General features: G+C 74.0%; 23 protein-coding genes and 3 tRNA genes. 18 read left to right on the top strand and 8 right to left on the bottom strand.

Features of this window, described 5'->3' with window-relative positions; genetic code table 11:
- Nucleotides 1-58: 58 nt before the first annotated feature.
- Both ACZ6O5_RS08215 and ACZ6O5_RS08210 read right to left on the bottom strand, forming a co-directional pair.
- Nucleotides 59-415 (bottom strand): hypothetical protein, encoded by a 357-nt coding sequence (locus ACZ6O5_RS08215; RefSeq protein ID WP_199199609.1) that lies wholly within the window; start codon nt 413-415, stop codon nt 59-61.
- 334 nt (nt 416-749) lie between these two features.
- A complete protein-coding gene (locus ACZ6O5_RS08210; protein WP_465975374.1) occupies nt 750-1,622 on the bottom strand; it encodes an FAD:protein FMN transferase in 873 nt (290 codons plus the stop codon).
- A gap of 219 nt (nt 1,623-1,841) precedes the next feature.
- Between ACZ6O5_RS08210 and ACZ6O5_RS08205 the strand changes: the two genes are divergently transcribed.
- Both ACZ6O5_RS08205 and ACZ6O5_RS08200 read left to right on the top strand, forming a co-directional pair.
- Nucleotides 1,842-2,873, top strand: coding sequence for a 3-isopropylmalate dehydrogenase (locus tag ACZ6O5_RS08205; protein WP_281935828.1), 1,032 nt, complete (start codon nt 1,842-1,844; stop codon nt 2,871-2,873).
- 191 nt (nt 2,874-3,064) lie between these two features.
- Nucleotides 3,065-4,162 carry a branched-chain amino acid aminotransferase gene (locus tag ACZ6O5_RS08200; RefSeq protein WP_465975372.1) on the top strand — a complete coding sequence of 366 codons (1,098 nt, stop codon included), beginning with the start codon at nt 3,065-3,067 and terminating at the stop codon, nt 4,160-4,162.
- Nucleotides 4,163-4,236: 74 nt separating this feature from the next.
- Here the strand turns inward: ACZ6O5_RS08200 and ACZ6O5_RS08195 are convergent, their stop codons facing one another.
- Complete coding sequence (locus ACZ6O5_RS08195; protein WP_465975370.1) at nt 4,237-4,968, bottom strand: tyrosine-protein phosphatase; 732 nt, start codon at nt 4,966-4,968, stop codon at nt 4,237-4,239.
- Between the two features lie 64 nt (nt 4,969-5,032).
- The gene (locus tag ACZ6O5_RS08190) at nt 5,033-5,497 is read right to left on the bottom strand and encodes a PRC-barrel domain containing protein (RefSeq protein ID WP_465975368.1); all 465 of its coding nucleotides are present in this window, start codon (nt 5,495-5,497) and stop codon (nt 5,033-5,035) included.
- A gap of 275 nt (nt 5,498-5,772) precedes the next feature.
- Here ACZ6O5_RS08190 and cimA point away from each other — a divergent pair, with 275 nt between their 5' ends.
- On the top strand, nt 5,773-7,365 hold the full coding sequence (gene cimA / locus ACZ6O5_RS08185; protein WP_465975366.1) for a citramalate synthase: 1,593 nt from the start codon (nt 5,773-5,775) through the stop codon (nt 7,363-7,365).
- A gap of 20 nt (nt 7,366-7,385) precedes the next feature.
- Here cimA and ACZ6O5_RS08180 read toward each other — a convergent pair whose 3' ends face one another.
- Nucleotides 7,386-8,369: an endonuclease/exonuclease/phosphatase family protein gene (locus ACZ6O5_RS08180; protein ID WP_465975905.1), complete on the bottom strand. Its 984-nt coding sequence runs from the start codon at nt 8,367-8,369 to the stop codon at nt 7,386-7,388.
- 296 nt (nt 8,370-8,665) lie between these two features.
- On the opposite strand from ACZ6O5_RS08180, the gene ACZ6O5_RS08175 reads away from it, so the two are divergent.
- The 8 genes from ACZ6O5_RS08175 (at nt 8,666) to ACZ6O5_RS08140 (ending at nt 15,390) form a co-directional block, all read left to right on the top strand.
- Nucleotides 8,666-9,187, top strand: coding sequence for a hypothetical protein (locus tag ACZ6O5_RS08175; RefSeq protein ID WP_465975364.1), 522 nt, complete (start codon nt 8,666-8,668; stop codon nt 9,185-9,187).
- Nucleotides 9,188-9,379: 192 nt separating this feature from the next.
- Complete coding sequence (locus tag ACZ6O5_RS08170) at nt 9,380-10,429, top strand: AAA family ATPase (RefSeq protein ID WP_465975362.1); 1,050 nt, start codon at nt 9,380-9,382, stop codon at nt 10,427-10,429.
- Nucleotides 10,426-11,454, top strand: a complete 1,029-nt coding sequence (locus tag ACZ6O5_RS08165) for a DUF58 domain-containing protein (RefSeq protein ID WP_465975360.1) — start codon at nt 10,426-10,428, stop codon at nt 11,452-11,454. Before ACZ6O5_RS08170 ends, ACZ6O5_RS08165 begins: the two co-directional genes overlap by 4 nt.
- On the top strand, nt 11,451-12,410 hold the full coding sequence (locus ACZ6O5_RS08160; RefSeq protein ID WP_465975358.1) for a VWA domain-containing protein: 960 nt from the start codon (nt 11,451-11,453) through the stop codon (nt 12,408-12,410). Before ACZ6O5_RS08165 ends, ACZ6O5_RS08160 begins: the two co-directional genes overlap by 4 nt.
- Nucleotides 12,411-12,456: 46 nt before the next feature.
- On the top strand, nt 12,457-13,317 hold the full coding sequence (locus ACZ6O5_RS08155; RefSeq protein ID WP_465975356.1) for a S1C family serine protease: 861 nt from the start codon (nt 12,457-12,459) through the stop codon (nt 13,315-13,317).
- 88 nt (nt 13,318-13,405) lie between these two features.
- Nucleotides 13,406-13,702 (top strand): hypothetical protein, encoded by a 297-nt coding sequence (locus tag ACZ6O5_RS08150; RefSeq protein WP_465975354.1) that lies wholly within the window; start codon nt 13,406-13,408, stop codon nt 13,700-13,702.
- A 9-nt stretch (nt 13,703-13,711) separates the two neighbouring features.
- The gene (arfB, locus tag ACZ6O5_RS08145) at nt 13,712-14,137 is read left to right on the top strand and encodes an alternative ribosome rescue aminoacyl-tRNA hydrolase ArfB (protein WP_465975352.1); all 426 of its coding nucleotides are present in this window, start codon (nt 13,712-13,714) and stop codon (nt 14,135-14,137) included.
- Nucleotides 14,138-14,232: 95 nt separating this feature from the next.
- Nucleotides 14,233-15,390 (top strand): cellulose binding domain-containing protein, encoded by a 1,158-nt coding sequence (locus ACZ6O5_RS08140; protein ID WP_465975350.1) that lies wholly within the window; start codon nt 14,233-14,235, stop codon nt 15,388-15,390.
- Between the two features lie 203 nt (nt 15,391-15,593).
- Here ACZ6O5_RS08140 and ACZ6O5_RS08135 read toward each other — a convergent pair whose 3' ends face one another.
- Together ACZ6O5_RS08135 and ACZ6O5_RS08130 are read right to left on the bottom strand one after the other, a co-directional pair.
- Complete coding sequence (locus ACZ6O5_RS08135) at nt 15,594-16,475, bottom strand: 3-methyladenine DNA glycosylase (RefSeq protein WP_465975348.1); 882 nt, start codon at nt 16,473-16,475, stop codon at nt 15,594-15,596.
- Between the two features lie 33 nt (nt 16,476-16,508).
- A complete protein-coding gene (locus ACZ6O5_RS08130; protein ID WP_465975346.1) occupies nt 16,509-17,939 on the bottom strand; it encodes a hypothetical protein in 1,431 nt (476 codons plus the stop codon).
- A 171-nt stretch (nt 17,940-18,110) separates the two neighbouring features.
- Here ACZ6O5_RS08130 and ACZ6O5_RS08125 point away from each other — a divergent pair, with 171 nt between their 5' ends.
- The 4 genes from ACZ6O5_RS08125 to ACZ6O5_RS08110 all read left to right on the top strand — a co-directional run bounded on the left by ACZ6O5_RS08125 (nt 18,111) and on the right by ACZ6O5_RS08110 (nt 19,475).
- On the top strand, nt 18,111-18,914 hold the full coding sequence (locus ACZ6O5_RS08125) for a fumarylacetoacetate hydrolase family protein (RefSeq protein ID WP_107156144.1): 804 nt from the start codon (nt 18,111-18,113) through the stop codon (nt 18,912-18,914).
- A gap of 106 nt (nt 18,915-19,020) precedes the next feature.
- Nucleotides 19,021-19,092: transfer RNA gene (locus ACZ6O5_RS08120), tRNA-Gln, on the top strand.
- Nucleotides 19,093-19,167: 75 nt separating this feature from the next.
- Nucleotides 19,168-19,240, top strand: a tRNA-Glu gene (locus tag ACZ6O5_RS08115).
- Nucleotides 19,241-19,402: 162 nt separating this feature from the next.
- Nucleotides 19,403-19,475: transfer RNA gene (locus ACZ6O5_RS08110), tRNA-Glu, on the top strand.
- 79 nt (nt 19,476-19,554) lie between these two features.
- Here the strand turns inward: ACZ6O5_RS08110 and ACZ6O5_RS08105 are convergent.
- Nucleotides 19,555-20,241 (bottom strand): IclR family transcriptional regulator, encoded by a 687-nt coding sequence (locus ACZ6O5_RS08105; RefSeq protein WP_091084913.1) that lies wholly within the window; start codon nt 20,239-20,241, stop codon nt 19,555-19,557.
- A 49-nt stretch (nt 20,242-20,290) separates the two neighbouring features.
- On the opposite strand from ACZ6O5_RS08105, the gene leuC reads away from it, so the two are divergent.
- The 3 genes from leuC (at nt 20,291) to ACZ6O5_RS08090 (ending at nt 23,132) form a co-directional block, all read left to right on the top strand.
- A complete protein-coding gene (gene leuC, locus ACZ6O5_RS08100; protein WP_107156143.1) occupies nt 20,291-21,733 on the top strand; it encodes a 3-isopropylmalate dehydratase large subunit in 1,443 nt (480 codons plus the stop codon).
- Between the two features lie 15 nt (nt 21,734-21,748).
- Nucleotides 21,749-22,336 (top strand): 3-isopropylmalate dehydratase small subunit, encoded by a 588-nt coding sequence (gene leuD / locus ACZ6O5_RS08095; RefSeq protein WP_465975344.1) that lies wholly within the window; start codon nt 21,749-21,751, stop codon nt 22,334-22,336.
- 160 nt (nt 22,337-22,496) lie between these two features.
- On the top strand, nt 22,497-23,132 hold the full coding sequence (locus ACZ6O5_RS08090) for an HU family DNA-binding protein (protein ID WP_465975342.1): 636 nt from the start codon (nt 22,497-22,499) through the stop codon (nt 23,130-23,132).
- The last annotated feature ends 79 nt before the right edge of the window (nt 23,133-23,211 follow it).

Here is a 23,211-nt window from a genome sequence, read left to right as displayed (position 1 = left end):
ATCGGGGCCCGGCCGCTTCGGCCGGGCCCTTCGTCGTGCGTGACGCCGGTCGCGTCGGTCAGGACCGGACGCGGGCGGGCGGCGGGTAGACCGAGCCGTCCTGCGCGTCGAAGAGCATCAGGTCGTGTTCGCCGGCCAGCCGCTCGATGTCCAGCAGGACCTGGTCCGGGCAGGCGGGGTGCAGGTTCATCTCGACGTGGTCGGCGGCGGCGTGCAGCGGTGCGACCTCCCACGGCGTGCCCGGTCGGGCCGGTCGGTCGGGGTAGCTCGCCGTGATCGCCCGGTAGAAGCCGACCACGCGCGGGTCGGGGTGCTGCTCGCCGTGCCATCCCTCGCGGCACTGCCGCACGGCCGCTCGCACCTGCTCCGGGGTGGCCCCGTTCGGCAGGGCCCACACGCTCAGATCGAAACTCACGGCGGACAGCGTGCCATCCCGGGCAGCCGGCGTCACTTCCGCCCCGCCCCGAGGGTTCACCTGCTGATTGTCGACACCGGTCCGGCGGCGTCCGCTGTGGAGACTCTTGCGTCGAGTTGCGTCGATTCGCTAGCGTACCGGTGCGGTTTCCGGCTGAGTCGATGTCCCGTCCCGTCTTCGGGTGACGCGGTCGGGTGCCCGGCTTGTCGGCCCGCACCCCTCGATTGCGCGAGCCACGCGCATTCGTCGCTGACCGGCCCCCACGGTCATTGCCGAGACCGCGGGGGCCGATCGCGGTTCCACACCCCGGATGCGAGCGGGGCGCGACCGCGCGTCAGCGACGCTGGTGCGCGAAGAGCGCGCGGTAGTCCGAGCCGTCGCGGAACCAGGCCAGGCCGGCCGGGCCGGCGGCGTACAGGGCGGTGGCGTAGGCGTCGGCGATCGCCAGGTCCGGACCGACCACGGTGGCGGCGACCAGTCGTTCGGTCGGCTCCCCGGTGTGCGGGTCGACGACGTGCCCCCGCCGCCCGGTGACCCCGGAGGTGCCGACCGCGCCGGCGGTCATCTCCAGCACCAGCGGCGCCCGGCGGGCCTCGGTCGGGTGGTGCACCGCGACCCGCCACGGGCCGCCGTGCGCGGCGTGGCCGCGTACCGTCAGGTCGGCGCCGCTGAGCACGGCGTAGTCGTGGATGCCGGCGGCGCGCAACCGCGCCGCGGCCCGCTCCACCGCCCAGCCGCCGAGCAGGCCGCCCGGGTCGAAGCCGCCCGGCACCGCCCAGGCGTCGAACCACCCGTCGGTCGCCGCCCGCATGGCGGCGCAGCGGTCCACCAGGTCGGCCAGCGGAGGGTACGAATCGGGGCTGATCTCGTCGCGCCGCAGCCGCGACACCAGACTGTCCGGCTGGTTCGGGCCGAAGGTGAGGTCGACGGCGCGCAGTTCGGCGACGGCGTCGCGGAGCGCCTCGCCGACGCCCCGGTGACCGAACCAGTCCGGCGCGTTGAGCAGCAGCGTGTACTCCGCGGTGGAGGTGCTGACGGTGTGCCGGACGTTGATCCGGTCGTAGGGGGTGGTGCCGTCGCGCTCCACCCGGTGGCTTCGGGCGCCGAGGCGCAGGTCGGGGCGGGGCTGGCGGAAGCCGGTCTGGTCGACCCAGCGGGTCCGGGGTTGTTCGTCCGCCCAGTGCGCCCGCCGCTGGTCGATCCGCATGACACCCGCCCCCTCGCTGGCCGCCGCACCGTCGCGGCGATGCCGGTGCCGGGCTCCCGTCGACCCGGTCGACTCGACCCTAAGCAGTGGAGATGACCGCACCATGAATGCCGGCTGGGAGCCTCCTGTGCATCGGGCTTCCCGGATGGTGGAAGACTCGTACCGGGAGGCGGGACGGCGACGTACCGTTGCGCAGAACGACGAGGTGAGGAGCGCCAGGTGGCACGCATCGCGGTGGTGGCCGGTGACGGCATCGGTCCCGAGGTGGTCGGGCAGGCCCGCAAGGTCCTCGACGCCGTGCTGCCCGGCATCGAGGCCACCGAGTACGACCTCGGTGCCGCGCGCTGGCACCGCACCGGCGAGGTGCTCCCGGACAGCGTCCTCGACGAGCTGGCCGGTCACGACGCCATCCTGCTCGGCGCCGTCGGCGACCCGACCGTGCCGCCCGGCGTGCTGGAGCGCGGCCTGCTGCTCAAGCTCCGCTTCGCCTTCGACCAGTACGTCAACCTCCGGCCGTCCCGGCTCTGGCCCGGCGTGACCGGCCCGCTGGCGGCCGTCAAGCCCGGCGAGGTGGACCTCGTGGTGGTCCGCGAGGGCACCGAGGGGCTCTACGCGGGCGCCGGCGGCAGCCTGCACCGGGGCACCCCGGCCGAGGTGGCCACCGAGGAGAGCCTGAACACCCGGCACGGCGTCGAGCGGGTGATCCGGGACGCGTTCGCCCGGGCCGGCCGCCGGGAGCGGCGCAAGGTCACGCTGGTGCACAAGACCAACGTGCTCACCCACGCCGGCTCGCTGTGGTCCCGCGCCTTCGCCGAGGTGGCCGCCGAGCACCCCGACGTGACCACGGAGTACCAGCACGTCGACGCCGCCGCGATGTTCCTGGTGACCAACCCGTCCCGGTACGACGTGGTGGTGACCGACAACCTTTTCGGTGACATCCTCACCGACATCGCCGCCGCGGTGACCGGCGGCATCGGGTTGGCCGCCAGCGGCTGCATCAACCCGGAGGGACGTTACCCGTCGATGTTCGAGCCGGTGCACGGCTCCGCGCCGGACATCGCCGGCAAGGGCGTCGCCGACCCGGTGGCCGCCGTGCTCTCCGCCGCGCTGCTGCTCGACCAGCTCGGCCACGCCGACGCCGCCGCGCGGGTCACCGCCGCGGTCGCCGCCGAGCTGTCCGGGCGTACCCCCGGCACGCCGCTGCGCACCGACGAGGTCGGCGACCGGCTCGCCGCCCACGCGGTAGCCTGACCGGGCCGATCCCTGCTGGCGGCCCGGTTCCGGGCCGCCAGACCCGTTTCCGGGCCAGCTCCCCCCGATTGGCATCGTCGATGTGCGGGGTCGGAGCTATCCGCTGAACGACCGTTCGGGGTAAGTTTCTGGCACCAGTGACGTCGGTGTGCGAACCCCGCATGCCGTGGAGCCGCAGGGAGGTCAGCGCGATGAGCGGTGGTGACAAGCTCGATTTCGAGACCCGTCCGAATCCCGCGCCGGTATCCGCCGCCGACCGGGCCGCCCTGCTGGCCAACCCGGGGTTCGGCCGGGTGTTCACCGACCACATGGTCACCATCCGCTACGCCGACGGCAAGGGCTGGTACGACGCCCGCATCGAGGCGCGCGCCCCGATCCCGATGGACCCGGCCGCCGCGGTGCTGCACTACGCGCAGGAGATCTTCGAGGGCCTGAAGGCGTACCGCACCGGTGACGGGTCGGTGACCATGTTCCGCCCGGAGGCCAACGCGGCCCGCTTCGTGGCGTCCGCCCGCCGGCTGGCCATGCCGGAGCTGCCGCCGGAGACGTTCGTGGAGTCGCTGCGCCGGCTGGTCGAGATCGACCGGGAGTGGATTCCGGAGCAGGAGGACGGCAGCCTCTACCTGCGGCCGTTCATGTTCGCCAGCGAGGTCTTCCTGGGCGTGCGCCCGGCCAACGAATACCTCTACTGCGTCATCGCGTCGCCGGCCGGCGCCTACTTCGCCGGCGGGGTGAAGCCGGTGACGGTCTGGGTCTCGCCGGACTACACCCGGGCCGCGCCCGGCGGCACCGGCGCGGCCAAGTGCGGCGGCAACTACGCCGCGTCGCTGGCGGCCCAGGCCGAGGCGATCGAGGCCGGCTGCGACCAGGTGGTCTTCCTGGACGCGGTCGAGCGGCGGTTCGTCGACGAGCTGGGCGGTATGAACGTCTTCTTCGTCTACGACGACGGCACGGTGGTCACGCCGCCGCTGGGCGGCACGATCCTGCCGGGCATCACCCGCGACGCGATCCTGTCGCTGGCCGCCGAGGCCGGGCACACGGTCCGGGAGAGCCCGGTCAGCTTCGCCGACTGGCAGGCGGACGCGGCCAGCGGCCGGCTGCGCGAGGTCTTCGCCTGTGGCACCGCCGCCGTGATCACCCCGATCGGCGGCGTGCGATTCCCGGACGGTGAGTTCCTCATCGGCGGCGGCGAGCCGGGCCGCACCACCATGGCGTTGCGGCAGAAGCTGGTCGACATCCAGCGCGGCCGTGCCGCCGACCCCCACAACTGGGTCACCCGGGTCCTCTGACGACCCCGGAGGCGTGACCAGGGAGTTGGCGTCCGCCCGGTCCGGCGCCGGATGCCGACTCCCTGGTCGACACGTCATTCCAGAAGGTGGGTGCGGAGCGCGTCGAGCTGGGCCTCGGTGACGCCGGCGTGCGTCAGGTAGCCCTCGACCGAGCCGTGGCCGGCGCGCAGCTCGGCGAGGAACAGCTCCATCGCCTCGGCGGGGGAGCCGAGGAACGGCGGTGGCAGCTCCTCCGCGTCCGGCAGGGTGGCCCGCACCCAGGCGCTGAACCGTTCGGACGCGGCGGTGCTGAGCGCGTAGTCCGCGACGATGTCGTCGTCGGCCACGCCGAGCACGGCCAGCGTGAGCGCGCAGACGATGCCGGTGCGGTCCTTGCCGGCGACGCAGTGCACCACCACCGGGGCGTTGGCGCTGTCGGCGATCAGGCCGACCGCCTCGGCCAGCCCCGCCGTGCCGGTGCGGGCCAGGTCCGCGTACCGGTCGGCGAGGTAGCGGGCCAGGTCGACGCCGGAGGACTCGAACTGCTGGGCGGCCCAGTCCGCGTGCTCGGGATGGATGTGCCGGTAGGCGAGCCCGTCGTAGTCGGGCACCCGGCCGTCGCGCGCCACCTCGGTCGGCCGGCGCAGGTCGATCACCGTGCGGATGCCGAGCGCGGTGAACGCGGCCCGGTCGGTCTCGTCGATGCGGTGCAGCGAGTCGGAGCGGTAGAGCCGACCGCGTCGGACGGCGCGCCCGTCGCGGGCGGGGTAGCCGCCGACGTCGCGGAAGTTGAACAGGGCGGGGAAGGGGGTTTCCGGGGCATCCACCCCTGACACGGTAACGGCCGGCGGCGGCATCGGTGTGCCCCCGCCGGCCGTGGCCGGTGCTGTCTCAGATCCGGGCCGGGCCGTCCGGCGGCAGCGCGGAGTAGTTCTCGCCGTAGTAGCCGCCGAGCCGGTCCCGGTACGCCGGCTCGGCGTGACTCGCCTCGTCGTACTCGGGGGCGGCCTTGATCTGGTCCTTCTCCCGGTCGACGTGGACCGTGCGCGCGTCGTGGTCGACGTGGTTGACGGTTCCGGCCGGGAGCATCACCTTCTTGCCGAAGATCCACGGACCGGTGTCGACGACCAGGTAGCTGTCGTCGACCGTATGGCTCGCGCGGTCGATTTTCCCGATGCCGCCGTCGGTGGCCTCGACGTGGTAACCGGTCAGGTCGGCGCTGGCCACCCCGGCCTCGTCGCGGTACCGCCACGGGTCGAACGCGCCGCCCGGGGCGCCGCCGGCGACCGCGCCGGCGCCGTCGTCGACGACCGGCTCGGTGCCGCCGTGCGTGGCGTGCGGGTCGAGTCTCTCCATCTGCCCACTCCCGTCCCGACGGCGGTGGCCGTCGCAGCGACGCTGTCCCCGCCGGAGTTACCCACCCGGCCCGGGCACCAACCCGGCGACGCGGTGTCCCGGAATGTGGATTATCCCTCCCAGCACGCGGTGGAGGTGGCAGAGTACCGGTCGTGACCAGCTCCGTCCTGATCATTAGCAGCTAGCGCGCCGGCTTCCTCGCCGAGCGCGCCGACCTCCCGCATTTCGCGGGGGGTCTTTTTGTTGCTCTCCCCAGGCACGAGAAGAGGACTCCGATGACCTTCCAGGTGTACGACACGACGCTGCGCGACGGCGCCCAGCGTGAAGGGCTCAGCTACTCGGTGGTCGACAAGCTGGCGGTGGCCCGCCTGCTCGACGACCTCGGGGTCGGCTTCATCGAGGGTGGCTGGCCGGGCGCGGTGCCCAAGGACACCGAGTTCTTCCGCCGGGCCCGCACGGAGCTGGAGCTGCGGCACGCCGTCCTGGTCGCGTTCGGCGCCACCCGCAAGGCCGGCCTGGCGGTCGAGGACGACCCGCAGGTGCGCGGCCTGCTCGACGCGGGGACCCCGGCCGTGGCGCTGGTCGCCAAGGCGGACCTGCGACACGTCGAGCGTGCGCTGCGCACCACCGCCGAGGAGAACCTGGCGATGGTCCGGGACACCGTCACGTACCTGGTGGCGCAGGGGCGGCGGGTGTTCGTCGACGGGGAGCACACGTTCGACGGCTTCCGCCACGACCCCGGCTACACCGCCGCCGTGGTGGCGACCGCGATGGCCGCCGGCGCCGAGCGGTTCGTGCTCTGCGACACCAACGGCGGCATGCTGCCCTCCCAGGTCACCGCCGCGATCGAGGACCTGGTCGCGCGGACCGGCGTGGCGCCGGAGCGGCTGGGCATGCACGCCCAGAACGACACCGCCTGCGCGGTGGCGAACACGATCGCCGCGGTCGAGGCCGGCGTCCGGCACGTGCAGGGCACCGCCAACGGGTACGGCGAGCGCCCCGGCAACGCGGACCTGTTCGCGATCGTCGCCAACCTCCAGCTCAAGCTCGGCATGCCCGTCCTACCGGAGGGCTGCCTGGAACAGATGGTGCGGGTCTCGCACGCCATCGCCGAGATCGCCAACATCGCCCCCGACACCCACCAGGCCTACGTCGGGGCCGCCGCCTTCGCCCACAAGGCCGGGCTGCACGCGAGCGCGATCAAGGTCGACCCGTTGCTCTACAACCACGTGGACCCCGCCGTGGTGGGCAACGACATGCGGATCCTGGTGACCGAGATGGCCGGCCGGGCCAGCATCGAGCTCAAGAGCCGCGAGCTGGGTCTGGACCTGGCCGGCCATCCGGAGGCGCTCTCCCGGGTCACCGGCCGGGTCAAGGAGCTGGAGGCCGGCGGCTGGTCGTTCGAGGCCGCCGACGCGTCGTTCGAGCTGCTGGTCCGCTCCGAGCTGCCGGACGCCGCGCCGGCCCGGCCGTTCGCGCTGGAGTCGTACCGGGTGCTTGTCGAGCACCGCGAGGACGGCGCGGTGGTCTCCGAGGCGACCGTCAAGATCCGGGTACGCGGCGAGCGGGTGATCGCCACCGCCGAGGGCAACGGCCCGGTCAACGCGCTCGACGAGGCGCTGCGGTCCGGGCTGGCCCGGCACTACCCGGAGCTGCGCGAGTTCGAGCTGGCCGACTACAAGGTGCGCATCCTGGAGGGCAGCCACGGCACCGGGGCGGTGACCCGGGTGCTGGTGGAGACCGCCGGCGCGGGCCGGGACTGGACCACGGTCGGCGTGCACCCCAACGTGGTGGAGGCGAGCTGGCACGCGCTCGTCGACGCGCTCACCTACGGCCTGGACAAGGCGGGGGCCCGGCTGAACGCCTGAGGCGGGGGGCCGCGCCCCGCTCACGCCGCCGGCAGGCGCAGCTCGGCCAGCACCGCCCGGTGGTCGCTGCCCGGCACCGGCCAGACGTCGACGGCGCGGACCGCGATGCGCCTGTCGACAAGCACGTGGTCGATGGTGACCGGCGGGATCGGGTCGCCGTCGTACGGGCCCCAGGTGCCGGCGAGCCCGGCCCCGACCGCGTCGGCGGCGTCGGTGTAGCCGGTCGCGATCAGGCGGCGCACGGTGGCGTGGTCGAGCGTGGCGTTGAAGTCGCCGGCCAGCACGCTGAGCCCGGCGTTCGGGGTGGCCGGCGGCTGGGCGCGCTGGTCGGTCCACCACTGCGGCACCGCGTCGAGAATGTACGGCGCCCCCGGGTGCGCCGACTCCACCCGCAGCGGCGGCGCGCCCGGCACCGTCAGCGTGGCGTACGCCTGGGTGAGGAAATATCGCCGATGGCGTCGGTAGCCGGGGTCGTGCAGCGGATGGCGGGCGTACAGCCCGGAGCCGGTGGAGCCCACCTCCGGGCTCAACGACCGGTACGGCAGCAGCGTGGCCAGGCCGAGCCGGTCCAGGTCGGCGGCGAGCTGCGGGCTGAGTTCCTGCACGGTGAGCACGTCCACCCGGTGCGCGCGTACCAGGGCCACCAGCCGGGCCGGGTCGGCCGAGCCCAGGCGCAGGTTGGCGGTGAGCAGCCGCAGCGTCGGTCCGTCGGCGGGCGGCTGGTCGTCGGCGACCGCACGCGGCGCCACGGCGCCGACCAGCGCCAGCGTGGCGAGCGCCGCGACCACCGCGGGCGCGCGGCGCCGCAGCGCGAGCGCCAGCCCCGCGACCACCGGCGCCACCGCGGCGACGTACGGCGTGAAGGCGGTCGTCAGCACCAGCGGGCCGCGTTCCAGCCCGGCCAGCCGCAGCACCGCCCAGGCGGCCACCGGCGCGACCGCCAGCCAGCACGCCGCCGTCGTCCACCGGCTGCGTCGGGTGCCGCCGCGCGGGGGAGCGTCCATGGTGATCATGGCGGTGAGCGTACCGGCGGACGGGTCGGTCCGGTGTCCCGCGAAGCAATTTCGTGAATGGTCGAGCGTTGCCTTCTCACAATTTCCGGAAGGCTTTCGAGGCGCGTCGGACACGCGATTAACGCTATTGACCGCCCCATTTTCCGGTGTTAGGTTCCACCTGGTTGAGACATCCCAATGCTCCGTAGTTAGGCCAGCTCAGCGGCCGTGCTCTCCACTGCGGGAACCCGATGTCCCGCAATTGCTCGCGCCGTTTAATCACCACGGTCAAAAGAGGGAGATCAGTCATGGCTACATTCTTCAAGCGGAAGGCGACGGTGGTGGCGCTCGCCGCGCTCGCCCTCACCGTGGCCGGTGGCGGGATCGCGGTCGCCGCCCAGCCCGAGTCGAAGGCCGGCCAGCCCGCCCGGTCCGCCGGGCAGCAGCCGGAGGTCAGCCCCGCCGAGCGGCAGGCCGCCCGGTCCGCCATGCGGGCCACGCTGGCCCCGCCGGCCCCCGGGCAGGTCGCCTGGGCGGTGGTGTCGTCCACCGGCGTGCTGCTCCAGCACTCCGGCAACGTGGTCTCCGCGTTCCGGTTCCCGCCCGGGCCGGGCGTGTCGCCGGGGCAGTTCCAGGTGCTGCTCGACTACGACGTGAGCCAGAAGGCGTACGTGGCGACCGTCGGCACCAACGACTCGGCGAACGTCCCGCCGGCCGGCGAGATCTCCGTCGCCCCGCGGCTGCTGACGCCGAACGGGGTCTTCGTGCAGACCCGCAACTCCGTCGGCATCTTCTCGCCGCGCCCGTTCCACCTCGTGGTCACCAACTGACCCGCCCCGCCGGGCACCGGCCCCCGCCTCGGCGGGGGCCGGTGTCGTGTTCCGTCCCGGTCCGGGGCTCCGGCCGCCGCTTCGTGCCCTTGCCGCCCGATCGGGGAGGTGCTCCCCGTCCGGCCCGACCCGGGCCCGCCCGGGCCGGATAATCCGACGTTTGTCGCCCGCCCGGCCCGGGAAGCAAGCACCGTGACGGACATCTCGGACACCCTGGCCAGCGTGCCCAGCCCGGTCGATGCGGACGCGAGCCGCGTCGAGTTGGACCAGACCCTCTTCGAGGTCAAACGCGTGATCGTCGGGCAGGATCGGCTCGTCGACCGCCTGCTCACCGCGCTCATCGCCGACGGTCACTGCCTGCTGGAGGGCGTGCCGGGAGTGGCCAAGACGCTGGCCGCGCAGACACTCGCCACAGTGGTCGGCGGCACGTTCTCCCGGATCCAGTTCACGCCCGACCTGGTCCCGTCGGACATCGTCGGCACCCGGATCTACCGGGCCTCCACCGAGGCTTTCGACGTGGAACTGGGGCCCATCATGGCGAACCTGGTGCTCGCCGACGAGATCAACCGCGCCCCGGCCAAGGTGCAGTCCGCGTTGCTGGAGGCGATGGCCGAGCGGCAGGTCTCCATCGCCGGGCGGAGCTGGCCGGTGCCCGACCCGTTCCTGGTGCTGGCCACGCAGAACCCGATCGAGTCGGAGGGCGTCTACCAACTGCCCGAGGCGCAACGTGACCGGTTCCTCATGAAGGTCGTGGTCGACTACCCGAGCGACGCCGACGAGCTGGCCATCCTCTACCGGATGAGCACCGATCGACCCACCGCGCGCCCGGTGCTGGACCCGGTCCGGCTGCGCGAGCTGCAACGCCGCGCCGCCGACGTCTTCGTCCACCACGCGCTCGCCGAGTACGTGGTCCGGCTCATCCTCGCCACCCGGGACCCGGGCCGCTTCGGCCTGCCCGACGTCGCGCCGCTGCTGGCGTACGGGGCCAGCCCTCGGGCCACGCTCGGCCTGGTCGCCGCCGCCCGCGCGCACGCGCTGATCCACGGCCGGGACTACGTGCTCCCCGAGGACATCCGGGACCTGGCGGTGGACGTGCTGGCGCACCGGCTGGTGCTCTCCTTCGACGCGGTGGCCGACGGCGTCACCGGCGAGGAGTTGGTGCGCCGGCTGGTCGAGGCGGTGCCTCCGCCCCGGCTGGTGACCGGTCCCGCGCCGGCAGCGGCGGACCTGGCGGCGGCGTGACCCGCCGCACCGCTCCCGCGCCGGCCGGTCCCGGCCTCGCCGACCTCGCCCCCGACCAGCGGCTGCGCCGGTTGGAGCTGACCGTGACCCGGCGGCTCGACGGCCTGCTGCACGGCCGGTACCGGGGCCTGCTGCCCGGCCCCGGCAGCGAGGCGGCGGGCAGTCGCGAGTACCGCCCCGGCGAGGACGAGGTACGCCGGATGGACTGGGCGGTCACCGCCCGCACCACCGTCCCGCACGTGCGGGAGGTCGACGCCGACCGGGAGTTGACCACCTGGCTGCTCGTCGACGCCAGCCCCAGCATGGAGTACGGCACCGCCACACTGGACAAACGCGAACTGGCGGTGGCGGCGGTGGCCTGCGTCGGCTTCCTCACCGCCGGCGTGGGCAACCGGCTCGGCGCCCAGGTGCTCGGCCCGGACGGGCTGCGCCGGTTCCCGGCCCGCAGCGGTCGGACCCATCTGCTCGGGCTGCTCCGCGCGTTGCTCGGCGCCCCGCGTACCGGTGAGCGGCCGGACGCGCGCGCGGCCGGACGGGCCGACGGCGGCCCCGACGCCCCGGCGCCGGGCCTGGCCGACGGTCTGGCCGGGGTGCAGCGCGTCGCCACCTCGCGCGGGTTGGTGGTGGTGGTCTCCGACTTCCTCGACGACCTGCCGGACGACCCGGACGTGCCTCCGCCGTGGGCGACCGCGCTGCGCCGTCTGGCGGTCCGGCACCAGGTGCTCGCCGTGGAGGTGACCGACCCGCGCGAGCTGGAGCTGCCCGACGTCGGGCTGATCACCCTGGTCGACCCGGAGAGCGGGCGGCACCGCGAGGTGTGGACCGGCGACCCGGGGCTGCGCGAGCGGTACGCGCACGCCGCCGCCGCCCAACGCGACCAGGTGCGTCGGGCCCTGCGCCGGGCCGGTGCCACCCACCTGACGCTACGCACCGACCGGGACTGGTGCGCGGACGTGGTCCGGCACGTGCACGAGCAACGTCGGCTGGCCACCGCGCCGGCCGCCGCCCGGGGCGGTGCGGCATGAGCTGGCAGTCACCCGCCCGACTCTGGCTGCTGCTCGTGGTCGCCGCGCTGGTCGCCGGCTACCTGGTGCGCCAGGGCCGGCAGAGCCGGTACGCGGTCCGCTTCACCAACCTGCGCCTGCTGGACCGGGTCGCGCCGCGCCGGCCGGCCTGGCGGCGGCACGTGCCGGCGGGACTCTTCCTCGCCATGCTGGCGTTGCTGGTGGTCGGATTCGCCCGGCCCGAGGCGGAGGTGCGGGTGCCCCGGGAACGGGCCACCGTGATGGTCGCGGTGGACGTCTCCACCTCGATGCTCGCCGGTGACGTGGACCCGGACCGGCTGACCGCGGCCAAGGAAGCCGGCCGGAAGTTCGTCGACGGGCTGCCGGACGAGTTCAACGTCGGCCTGGTCGCGTTCGCCGGCAGCGCGGCGGTGCTGGTGCCGCCGAGCACCGACCGGGAGGCGCTGCACGAGGGGATCCAGCGGCTCGCCGAGGGGATCACCGGCGTGCAGGGCACCGCCATCGGCGAGGCGATCAGCACCTCGCTCGGCGCGGTGAAGAGCCTGGACGCCAGCGCCGCCAAGAACCCGCCGCCGGCCCGGATCATCATCCTCTCCGACGGTGCGAACACCTCCGGGATGGACCCGATGGAGGCCGCGGACCAGGCGGTGGCCGCCAAGGTGCCGGTGCACACCATCTCGTTCGGCACGCCCGGCGGGTCGGTGGACCGGGGTGGCCGGGCGATCCAGGTGCCGGTGGACGGGCAGACGCTCAGGGCGGTCGCCGAGGCGACCGGCGGCGGCTTCCACGAGGCGTCGACCAGCCGCGAGCTGAAGGACGTCTACGAGGACATCGGCACCTCGGTCGGCTACCGCACGGAACGGCAGGACATCTCGGCCCGCTTCATCGGGTTCGGGCTGGTCCTGGCCATGGGCGCCGCCGCCGGCTCGCTGCGGTGGTTCTCCCGGCTGCCCTGACCCGCACATCCGGACCGGACGACGCACGACACGTGAGGAGCCAGGCATGGCAGTGCAGACCGGACTCGGCGAGCCGCGCGGCCCGTGGTTCGTCTCCCCGGAGCTGGACCCGGACGGACGCGGTCCCGACGGCGTACCCGGCTCCGCCCGGCCGGCGGGGCGACAGGGCTGGTCGGGCCGGCTGCTGAGCGCGGCGGCGGTGGTGGCGCTCTCCACCGTCTCCGGCGCGGCGGCCGGCACCTGGGCGGCCGACCGGGGCGCACCCGGCCCGTCCGCGGCCTCCGCCGCGCCGGTGCCGGCCGAGCTGGTCACCGCCGCCGGCAAGACGGTGCCCGGGGTGGTGTCGGTGATGGTCGGCGGGAGGTCCGGCTCGGGAGCGTCCGGCTCCGGCTTCGCCATCGACAACGAGCAGCACATCGTCACCAACGACCACATCCTGGCCCGGGGCGGCGCCGGCCCGGTGACGGTGGAGACCTCGGACGGGCGCCGGATCGCCGCCGAGGTGGTGGGCCGGGCGCCGGACAGCGACCTGGCCGTGCTCAAGGTGCCCGCGTCGGCCGGGTTGCCGCCGCTGCCGCTGGCGAAACCGAACGGGACCCGGGTGGGCGAGCCGGTGCTCGCGGTCGGTTCGCCGCTCGGGCTCGCCGGCACGGTCACCGCCGGTATCGTCAGCGCGCTCAACCGCCAGGTCCGGATCGGCAACGGCCGGCACACCGCGGTGCAGACGGATGCCTCCATCAACCCGGGCAACTCCGGCGGGCCGCTGGTGAACGCGCGCGGGGAGGTGGTCGGCGTGAACACCGCCATCGCCACCATCGACGGGAACGGCTCGATCGGCATCGGCTTCGCCATCCCGATCGACCAGGTGCAGCAGACCGCCGACACCATCATCGGCCGAGGCGGCTGAGCTGCGCGGACAAGCCGGAACTGTCGGATATCCGGCCTGGGACCATCGGGCCATGGAAATATTACGCTGAGTATGGATACTGGCGGAGGTGGAGCAAGCTGTCATCGCGGCCCTCCTCCTGGTGGGCCTGGTCATCGGCGCCGGAGTCGGCGCGTCGTACGCCCGTGCCAAGCGCGGCTGGAAGGACTACCAGGCGGTCCGCACCAGCGTGCCGGGCGCCCGGCGCACCGCCTGGGGCGCGATCCGCGGCGTGGCCGTCAAGCTGGCCGTGATCGCCCTGTTGCTGGTCGGCGCCGCCGCGTACGCGGCCTCCGGCGGCGGCCAGGAGCGGGCCGGTCCGGCCCCGACCGGCACCCCGACCCCGAGCCACCGTCCGGGGCGCTAGCCTCGGGGCGTGGACGACGGACTCCGGGTGACCGACCGGCTCGTGGTGCCCGCCGCCGAGCTGCGCGAGCGGTTCTCCCGGTCGTCCGGGCCGGGCGGGCAGGGCGTCAACACCACCGACTCCCGGGTGGAGCTGAGCTTCGACCTGGCCGGCTCGCCCAGCGTGCCGCCCGCGCTGCGGGACCGGGCCGTGGGCCGGCTCGCCGGGCGACTGGTCGACGGTGTGCTGACGGTCACCGCCAGCGAGCACCGCGCCCAGTTGGCCAACCGGGAGGCGGCCCGGGAGCGGATGACCGCGTTGCTGCGCGAGGCGGTCGCCCCGCCGCCCAAGCCGCGCCGGCCGACCCGCCCGTCCCGGGGCGCGAAGGAACGCCGGCTGGCCGAGAAGAAGCGGCAGTCCCAGCGCAAGCGCGACCGCCGGGTGGACGGCGACTGACCGGGGTTGAAACGCGGGCGTCGAAGCGCTTCAATGCGTACGGGAGCGTCAGGGCCGTCACCCGACCATCGTCACGTGACAGGAGTCCCGTACGCATGCCCCGAATCCGCCTGCGCGCCGCGTTGACCGCGGTCGCCGCGCTGCTGCCCGCCCTCGCCCTCGGTCTCACCCTCGTCTCCGTCACCCCACCGGCCGCCGCCGCGGCCGCCGCCCCGGTCCGGGTCATGCCGCTCGGCGACTCCATCACCGGATCGCCCGGCTGCTGGCGGGCCGTGCTCTGGAACCGCCTCCAGTCCACCGGCTACTCCGACGTCGACTTCGTCGGCACGCTCGGCCCCCAGGGCTGCGGCGTGCCCTACGACGGCGACAACGAGGGGCACGGTGGCTACCTGGCGACCAACATCGCCAACCAGAACCTGCTGCCGGGCTGGCTCGCCGCCACCCACCCCGACGTGGTGCTCATGCACCTCGGCACCAACGACGTGTGGAGCAACATCGCGCCGAGCACCATCCTGGCCGCGTACTCGAAGCTGGTGGACCAGATGCGCGCCGCCAACCCGGCCACCACGGTGCTGGTCGCGAAGATCATCCCGATGAACCCGGCGAGCTGCCCGGAGTGCGGGCAGCGGACCGTGGCGCTCAATGCCGCCATCGACGGCTGGGCGGCGGGGAAGACCACCGCCGCCTCGCCGATCGTGGTGGTCGACCAGTGGACCGGCTTCAACACCGCCACCGACACGTACGACGGGGTGCACCCCAACGCCGCCGGTGACCAGAAGATGTCCGACCGGTGGTACCCGGCGCTGACCGCCGCGTTGCGCGGGACCACCCCGACCACCCCACCGAGCCCGACCACCTCGCCGTCGCCGACCCCGACGTCGCCGACGCCGAGCCCGACGCCGACCGGTCCGACGCACCCGACCGACAGCCCGTCGCCGACGCCCACGGTCGGCGGCTGCACGGCCACCTGGCGCATCGCCGGTCAGTGGCCGGGCGGCTTCCAGGCCGAGGTGACGGTCCGCAACACCGGCGCCGTGTCGATCCCCTCCTGGGTGGTCCGCTTCGCGCTCACCGGCGGCCAGCAGATCACCCAGGCGTGGAGCGCCCAGGTGGCGCAGGGTGGGACCGCGGTGACCGCCCGGAGCGCTTCCTGGAACGGCGCGCTCGCCCCGGGCGCCGAGGCCACGTTCGGCCTGCTGGCCAACGGCGCCGTCCCGAACCCGCCGCCGCTGCCGGCCTGCACGCTGGGCTGACGGTCGTGGTTCGCCTCGCCGATCACCCGGCGTGACGGGGAGGAGAAGCACTTCGCGTGGCGGCCGTATACCTCCTGGTCATATTTATGACCAGGAGGTATACGGCTCGCGGCGGAGTTGTCCCCGGCGCGCGACACGCCCGGCGCGCGTCGGCGTCGGTCCGGCGCGGGAGCGCGCCGCCGCAGCCGTGGGACGAGCGGGTCTCAGGCCGGGACGACGTGGTCCAGCGCGGCCAGCAGCCGGGCCCGCAGGCCGGCGGCCCGCTCGGCGAACCCGCGCTGGGCGGCGGCGTACTCGGCCCGGCCCTCCGGCGTCTCCACCCGCACCGGCGGTTGGCCCAGGTCGGCCAGGTCGTACGGGCTGGCCCGCATGTCCAGCGTCCGGATCTCCCGCGCCAGCGCGAAGCAGTCGGCCACGAGTTCCGAGGCCACCAGCGGGGAGAGTTTGTACGCCCACTTGTAGAGATCCATGTTGGCGTGCAGACAGCCCGGCTGTTCCAGCGCGTGCTGGCGTTCCCGGGTCGGCTGGAGCACGTTCAGCGGCCGGGCCGGCGCGGTGAAGAAGCGGAACGCGTCGAAGTGGCTGCACCGCACGCCCCGCTCCTCGACCACCGCCGCGGTCGCCGCCGGGCTCAGCCGCAGCGGCCAGGCGTTGTGCCGCACCTGCTCCTGGGTCTGCCGGTAGACCATCGCCCACTCGTGCATGCCGAAGCAGCCGAGGTGCGCCGGACGGGAGGCGGTCGCCGCCAGCAGTGTCCGGATCCAGGCGATGGACTCGGCGCGGCGGGTGCGTACCCGGTCGGTGTCGAGCGTGAGCCCGGCGGCGTCGGCGGTGTAGTCCGGGCCGAACCCGGCCGGGTCGGCGTCGCGCAGCACCACGCCCGCGCCGGGGTGCCAGCGGCGTAGCTGGGCCGGCCGGTGCGAGTAGTAGGTGAAGAGGAAGTCCTCCACCGGGTGCTTCACGCCGGTGCGGCGGCGGGCCAGGTGCGGCGTCAGCCAGGCGTCGACCCGTTCCTCGTGGTCGCGCCGGCGGGCCCGCCAGTCGGCCGCGTCGAGCACGGCGGCGGGGGCGAGGGCGGCGGTCACGCCCCCAGGGTACGACCGCCGCCCGGCCCCCGGTCAGTCCACGTCCACCCGCACGCCGGCGGAGAACACGCCGCTGCGCAGCTCCAACTGCTTCGGCGGCTCGGCCCCGCGCATGGTGAACACCAGCGGCAGCAGCACCCGCCGGCCGGCGGCCACCGGTTGGGCGAACACGTCCCGGCCCAGGTTCGCCACCCGGGTGGCGTCCTCGTCCGCGGCCACCCAGTTGCCGCTCGGCAGGTACGCGCGCTGCAACTGCCCGTGCCAGGTCTGCTGCTCCGACGTGAGGTTGCGCACGCCGACCGTGGCCAGGCAGGGCCGCCCACCGGCCGGCGCCGCCGGCACCACGCCCGCGCCGCAGCTCACCCGGTAGACGGTGAACTCGAACGCGGTCTCGCGCAGCGGCACGCCGAGCGCTCCGGTCACGCTGCTGCCCACCCAGGCGCCGCTGGTCGGCTGCTTGGTGGTGTCCATCGCGGCGACCCGCTGGGTGGCGGTCCAGGCCGCCGCGCCGACCACGCCGGCCAGTACCGCCGCCGCCACGCCGACCGTCAACCAGACCGGCGGCCGGCGACGCCGGACGGTGGGCGTCGGCAGCGCCGGGCGCGGGTAGACCGTGCCCCGGTCCGTCGGGCCGCCCGTCCCGGGGCCGACCGGCGGGTCGGGCGGGACGGCACCGGGTCCGGCGGCGCCCACCGGGCCGGTCGGGCCCGTGGCGGCGCTCACCGCCGGGGCAGCCCGCCGCCGGCGCCCCGCCGTCCACCACAGCGCCCCGCCGACGAGCACCAGGAGCGCGGTCGCCACGGCCAGCAGCACCGGCGGCCGGCGCCAGGCCGGGGCGGCCGTCGCCGTCGGGGTCGGGGCGGTGGCCGCGCCCACCCAGGTCGCCGTGGCGCAGTCGTACGGGCGGGTGCCGTCGGTGCCGTAGACGCAGGCGGGAGCCGTCACCGAACGGTCCTGGCCGGTGACCGCGAGCGCGGTGTGCAGCGTGGTGGTGCTCCGCGCCGGCAGCCGCAGCCGCCAGGTCACCTCGCCGGTGGTCGCCCCGACCGGGCCGGTGCGTTGCCCGCCGCCGGTGACCGTGGTGGCCCGGGACCCGGTCGGCAGCTCCTGCCGGACCATCGTCTCGACCGGCGCCGGGCCGGCGTTGCGGACCTCGATCCGGTACCCCGGTGCCGGGGTGCCGGCGGCGCCGACGGCCACGCTCACCGGTGGCATCGACGGCTGCACCGGCGCCGGGCCGGTGGTCGGCACCGCGGGGGGCACCGCCGGCACGCCGGTCGGGATCGGGGTGGCCGCCGCCACCGGGCGGACCGGCGCGGCGGCCAGCGCCGGTGGCGGGGCCGACCGGGCGGGCGCGGCGACCGCCCGGGGCGCCGCCGGGGGCAGCGCCGGCACGGCGGCGAGCACGCCGAGGCAGTTCACCAGCACGGCCAGGGTCCTGTGGTGTCGTCTCGATGCAGGCATACCAACGAACCTCCGGACCCGAAGCTATGGGCCGGGGCCCGCCGGGCGGGTACGAAGCCGGCATTTTCCTCCCGGTCGGCGGGACCCGGCGTATCCTGGCGCACCGGTGGAGGCCGGGATCACCTGCCGGTCTCCGGCGGCCGGCCGGCCGGTGCGGGATAGATTGGCCCGGTGCGTATCGCTCGTTTCGCTCATGCCAAGGGAATGTCGTTCGGGGTCGTCGAGGGCGAGCCGGAGGCCGGGCCGCAGGGCCTGACCATCGCCGAGATCGAGGGCCATCCGTTCGGACAGATCCAGTTCTCCGGCGCCCGCTGGGCGCTCTCCGACGTCCGACTGCTGTCGCCGATCCTGCCGAGCAAGGTGGTCTGCGTCGGTCGCAACTACGCCGAGCACGCCGCCGAGCACGGCAGCGAGGTGCCGAAGGAGCCGCTGCTCTTCCTCAAGCCGTCCACCTCGGTGATCGGCCCCCGGGACGCGATCCGGTTGCCGATCTTCTCCAAGCAGGTGGAGCACGAGGCGGAACTCGCCGTGGTGATCGGCGCCCCCGGCGCGCGGCGGGCCGACCGGGCCGCCGCCGAGCGGGCCATCTTCGGCTACACCTGCGCCAACGACGTCACCGCTCGGGACCTCCAGCGGTCCGACGGGCAGTGGACCCGGGCCAAGGGCTTCGACTCGTTCTGCCCGATCGGGCCGTGGATCACCACCGGGCTGGACGTCCGCGACCTGGAGGTGCGCTGCGAGGTGGGACGCGATCCGGAGGAGATGGAGGTGCGCCAGCTCGGCCGGACCAAGGACATGGTGTTCGACGTGCCGGGTCTGGTGTCGTACATCTCGCACGTGATGACGCTGCTGCCCGGCGACGTGGTGCTCACCGGCACTCCGGCGGGGGTTAGCCCGCTCACCGAGGGGGATACGGTCACCGTGCGGATCGAGGGGATCGGGGAACTCAGCAACCCGGTCGTTCCGGTCGCCTGATCCGTCCGATGCCTTGTTTCCGCAGCTCAGGTGCGTTTCGGGGGGTTGGATTTGGCCTGCTGGCGGCGGGAGGGTAAAGTTCACTCCCGGCGCCGCAAGGGGCCAATGGGGTATGGGGTAATTGGCAGCCCGACTGATTCTGGTTCAGTTAGTCTAGGTTCGAGTCCTGGTACCCCAGCGCAACCGCGGGTTCGTGAGAATCCCGGTCGCTGGATTCCGGCAGTTGCCACTGCCGGAGTGCACGAAAAGTTCTGGCCCCGTCGTCTAGTGGCCCAGGACGCCGCCCTCTCAAGGCGGTAGCGCCGGTTCGAATCCGGTCGGGGCTACAGCACCGTCAGCCCGTCCCGTTCTCGGGGCGGGCTGTTCTGCTGTTCGGCCCCCGGTGTTCGGCCGGCTCGCGGGGGCGACCCCCCGCAGCGGCGCCGGAAGCGGTGCCGCTAGACTACTCCCGCACCGCCCGCGAGGGTGGTGAAGCAGGAAAAGTGCCTGGCCCCGTCGTCTAGTGGCCCAGGACGCCGCCCTCTCAAGGCGGTAGCGCCGGTTCGAATCCGGTCGGGGCTACAGCTCACCGAACGGCCCGTCTCGCTCTCGCGAGGCGGGCCGTTCGCCGTTTCGCCGGGATCCTCGCGCCCGGCGGGGGTCAGAGGCCGGAGAGGCGTTGGCCGGCCCGGACGACGGCCATGGCGTGGCGTTCGCCGGGGCGGCGGCCGAGGCGCTCGATCGGGCCGGAGATGCTGATCGCGGCGATCACCCGGCCGGTGCGGTCGCGGATCGGGGCCGAGACGCTCGCCACGCCCGCCTCCCGCTCGGCGACGCTCTGCGCCCAGCCGCGCCGGCGCACCTCGGCCAGCGTGCGGCCGGTGAACTTGGAGCGGGGCAGCAGCGGCATGACCGCCTCCGGTGGCTCCCAGGCGAGCAGGATCTGCGCCGCCGAGCCGGCGACCATCGGCAGCACCGAACCGACCGGGACGGTGTCCCGCAGGCCGCTGGCGCGTTCGGCGGCGGCCACGCAGATCCGCTCGTCGGCGCGGCGCAGGTAGAGCTGGGCGCTCTCACCGGTGGCGTCGCGCAGCGCGGCGAGCAGTGGCTCGGCGGCGGTGAGCAGCACGTCCGGCGCCGCATTCGCCAGCTCGCCCAGGCGTGGCCCGGGACGCCATCGCCCCTGGGTGTCCCGGACCAGCATCCGGTGGATCTCCAGCGCCTGCGCCAGCCGGTGCGCGGTGGCCCGGGGCAGCTTGGTGCGTTCAACGAGTTCGGCCAGGCTGGCGCCGTCGACACAGGCGGCCAGGATGACCACCGCCTTGTCGAGAACGCCGACACCGCTCATACTGTGTCCCACAAGCCGAAATTTACCTCCCAGAATTTAGGATGTCCAGATGGTGGGAGTCACTCAACCGAGGACCCTGGCCGAGAAGGTCTGGGACGCGCACGTGGTCCGCTCCGCCGCCGGCGAGCCGGACCTGCTCTTCATCGACCTGCACCTGCTGCACGAGGTGACCAGCCCGCAGGCGTTCGACGGCCTGCGCCTGGCCGGTCGCGGCGTCCGCCGGACCGATCTGACCATCGCGACCGAGGACCACAACACCCCTACCGGGTACGACGACCCGGCGTTCCGCTCCCGGCGCGGCGACCTGCTCACGATCGCGGATCCCACCTCCCGCACCCAGATCGAGACGCTGCGCCGCAACTGCGCCGAGTTCGGTGTGCGGCTGCACCCGCTCGGCGACGAGAACCAGGGCATCGTGCACGTCATCGGCCCGCAACTCGGCCTCACCCAGCCGGGCATGACGATCGTCTGCGGCGACTCGCACACCGCCACCCACGGCGCGTTCGGCGCGCTCGCGTTCGGCATCGGCACCAGCGAGGTGGAGCACGTGCTGGCCACCCAGACGCTGCCCCAGGCCCGGCCGAGGACGATGGCCGTGAACGTCGTCGGCGAACTGGCCCCCGGCGTCACCGCGAAGGACCTGGTGCTCGCGCTGATCGCGCAGGTGGGCACCGGCGGCGGGCGCGGCCACATCGTCGAGTACCGGGGCGAGGCGATCCGGGACCTCTCCATGGAGGGACGGATGACGATCGCGAACATGTCCATCGAGTGGGGCGCCAAGGCGGGCATGATCGCGCCGGACGAGACCACGTTCGCGTACCTGAAGGGGCGGCCCCACGCGCCCCAGGGGGCCGACTGGGACGCGGCGCTGGAGTTCTGGCGGACGCTGCCCACCGACGACGGCGCGACGTTCGACACCGAGGTGACGCTGGACGCCGGCCGGATCACCCCGTTCGTCACCTGGGGCACCAACCCGGGTCAGGGCGTGCCGCTGGGCGCGGCCGTGCCGGACCCGGAGGAGTTCGTCACCGAGCCGGAGCGGGTGGCCGCCCGCCGGGCGTTGGAGTACATGGACCTCACCCCCGGCACGCCGCTGCGCGACCTCGCGGTGGACGTGGTCTTCGTCGGCTCCTGCACCAACGGCCGGCTGGAGGACCTGCGGGCCGCCGCCGAGGTGCTGCGCGGGCGCCGGGTCGCCGACGGCGTCCGCATGCTCGTGGTCCCCGGCTCCGCCGCGGTCCGGGAGGCGGCCGAGATCGAGGGGCTGCACCAGGTCTTCACCGACGCCGGCGCCGAGTGGCGATTCGCCGGCTGCTCCATGTGTCTCGGCATGAACCCCGACACGCTGAAGCCGGGGGAGCGCTCCGCCTCGACCTCCAACCGCAACTTCGAGGGCCGCCAGGGCCGGGGCGGACGTACCCATCTGGTGTCCCCGCCGGTCGCCGCCGCCACCGCCGTGGTCGGCCGGCTGGCCGCCCCCGCCGACCTGTAGAAGGGCAGCCGAGAGATGGACAAGTTCACCGCACACACCGGCACCGCCGTGCCGCTGCGTCGCTCCAACGTGGACACCGACCAGATCATCCCCGCCGTGTACCTCAAGCGGGTGACCCGGACGGGCTTCGCCGACGGCCTCTTCAACGCGTGGCGGGAGGACCCGTCGTTCGTGCTCAACAACCCCGCCTACGCGGGAGCGTCGATTCTCGTCGCCGGCCCCGAGTTCGGCACCGGCTCGTCCCGCGAGCACGCCGTCTGGGCGCTGCGGGACTGGGGCTTCCGGGCGGTGATCTCGCCCCGCTTCGGTGACATCTTCCGGGGCAACGCCCTCAAGGAGGGTCTCCTTCCGGTGGAGTTGGAATTGAAGGCCGTCGAGGAACTGTGGGATCTGGTGGAGTCCGAGCCCACCACCGCGGTCACCGTCGACCTCACCGCCCGCCAGGTCCACGCCGGGCAGGCCAGCTGGGCCTTCCCGCTGGACGACCACAGCCGGTGGCGGCTGATGGAGGGCTTGGACGACATTGGACTCACCCTCCGCCACGAGGCCGAGATCGGCGCGTACGAGGCCGCCCGGCCGGCGTTCCTGCCCTCGATCGCCTGACTCCCGAACCCCTTTCGCCCCCACCGGCCCGGCCGGTGGGGGCGAATCCGTTGCGACACAAGGGCTTTTTTCCACCGAATGTTTGTGTCCAGGCAGCACAGGGCATACGGTGCGCGCAGAATGGCTCGCGTCGAGTCAGTTGCACAATCGGGAGGAAGTCGTGAACAAGGCCGAGCTCATCGAGGCGCTCGCCGTTCGCCTGGGGGACCGGAAGACGGCGACGGCTGCGCTCGACGCGGTTCTCGCTGAGGTCCAGGCGGCGGTCACCAAGGGCGAGAAAGTGGCGATCACCGGTTTCGGAGCGTTCGAGAAGCGCGTCCGTGGGGCCCGAACAGCGCGCAACCCGCGGACCGGCGAGGCGGTGAAGGTCAAGAAGACCTCCGTCCCGACCTTCCGGGCGGGTGCGGGCTTCAAGGAGATGGTCGCCAGCGGCAAGGTTCCGAAGGACACCACCGCCGCGAAGAAGACCACCGCCGCCACCAAGACCACGGCGGCGGCGAAGAAGACCACGGCGGCGAAGACCACCGGGGCCGCCAAGAAGACCACGGCGGCGAAGGCCACCAAGGCCACCACCACCGCCGCGACCAAGAAGGCCGCGCCGGCGAAGAAGGCCACCGCGACCAAGACGGCCACGGCGGCGAAGAAGACGACCGCGGCGAAGTCCGCCACGGCGAAGAAGGCGCCCGCCGCCAAGAAGACGACCGCGGCGAAGTCCGCCACGGCCAAGAAGACCACGGCGGCGAAGAAGGCACCCGCGAAGAAGGCACCGGCCAAGAAGGCCGCCAGTCGGCGCTGACCGGACGGCCCGATCGAGGGCGCCCACCGTTCGCGGTGGGCGCCCTCGTTTCGTCGGTACGCGTTGACCGCCCGCCGTA

It is taken from the genome of Micromonospora sp. NPDC049201 (assembly GCF_055586805.1).
Note: the sequence above shows the minus strand (reverse complement) of the source record. Positions and strands in the feature narration are given on the sequence as shown.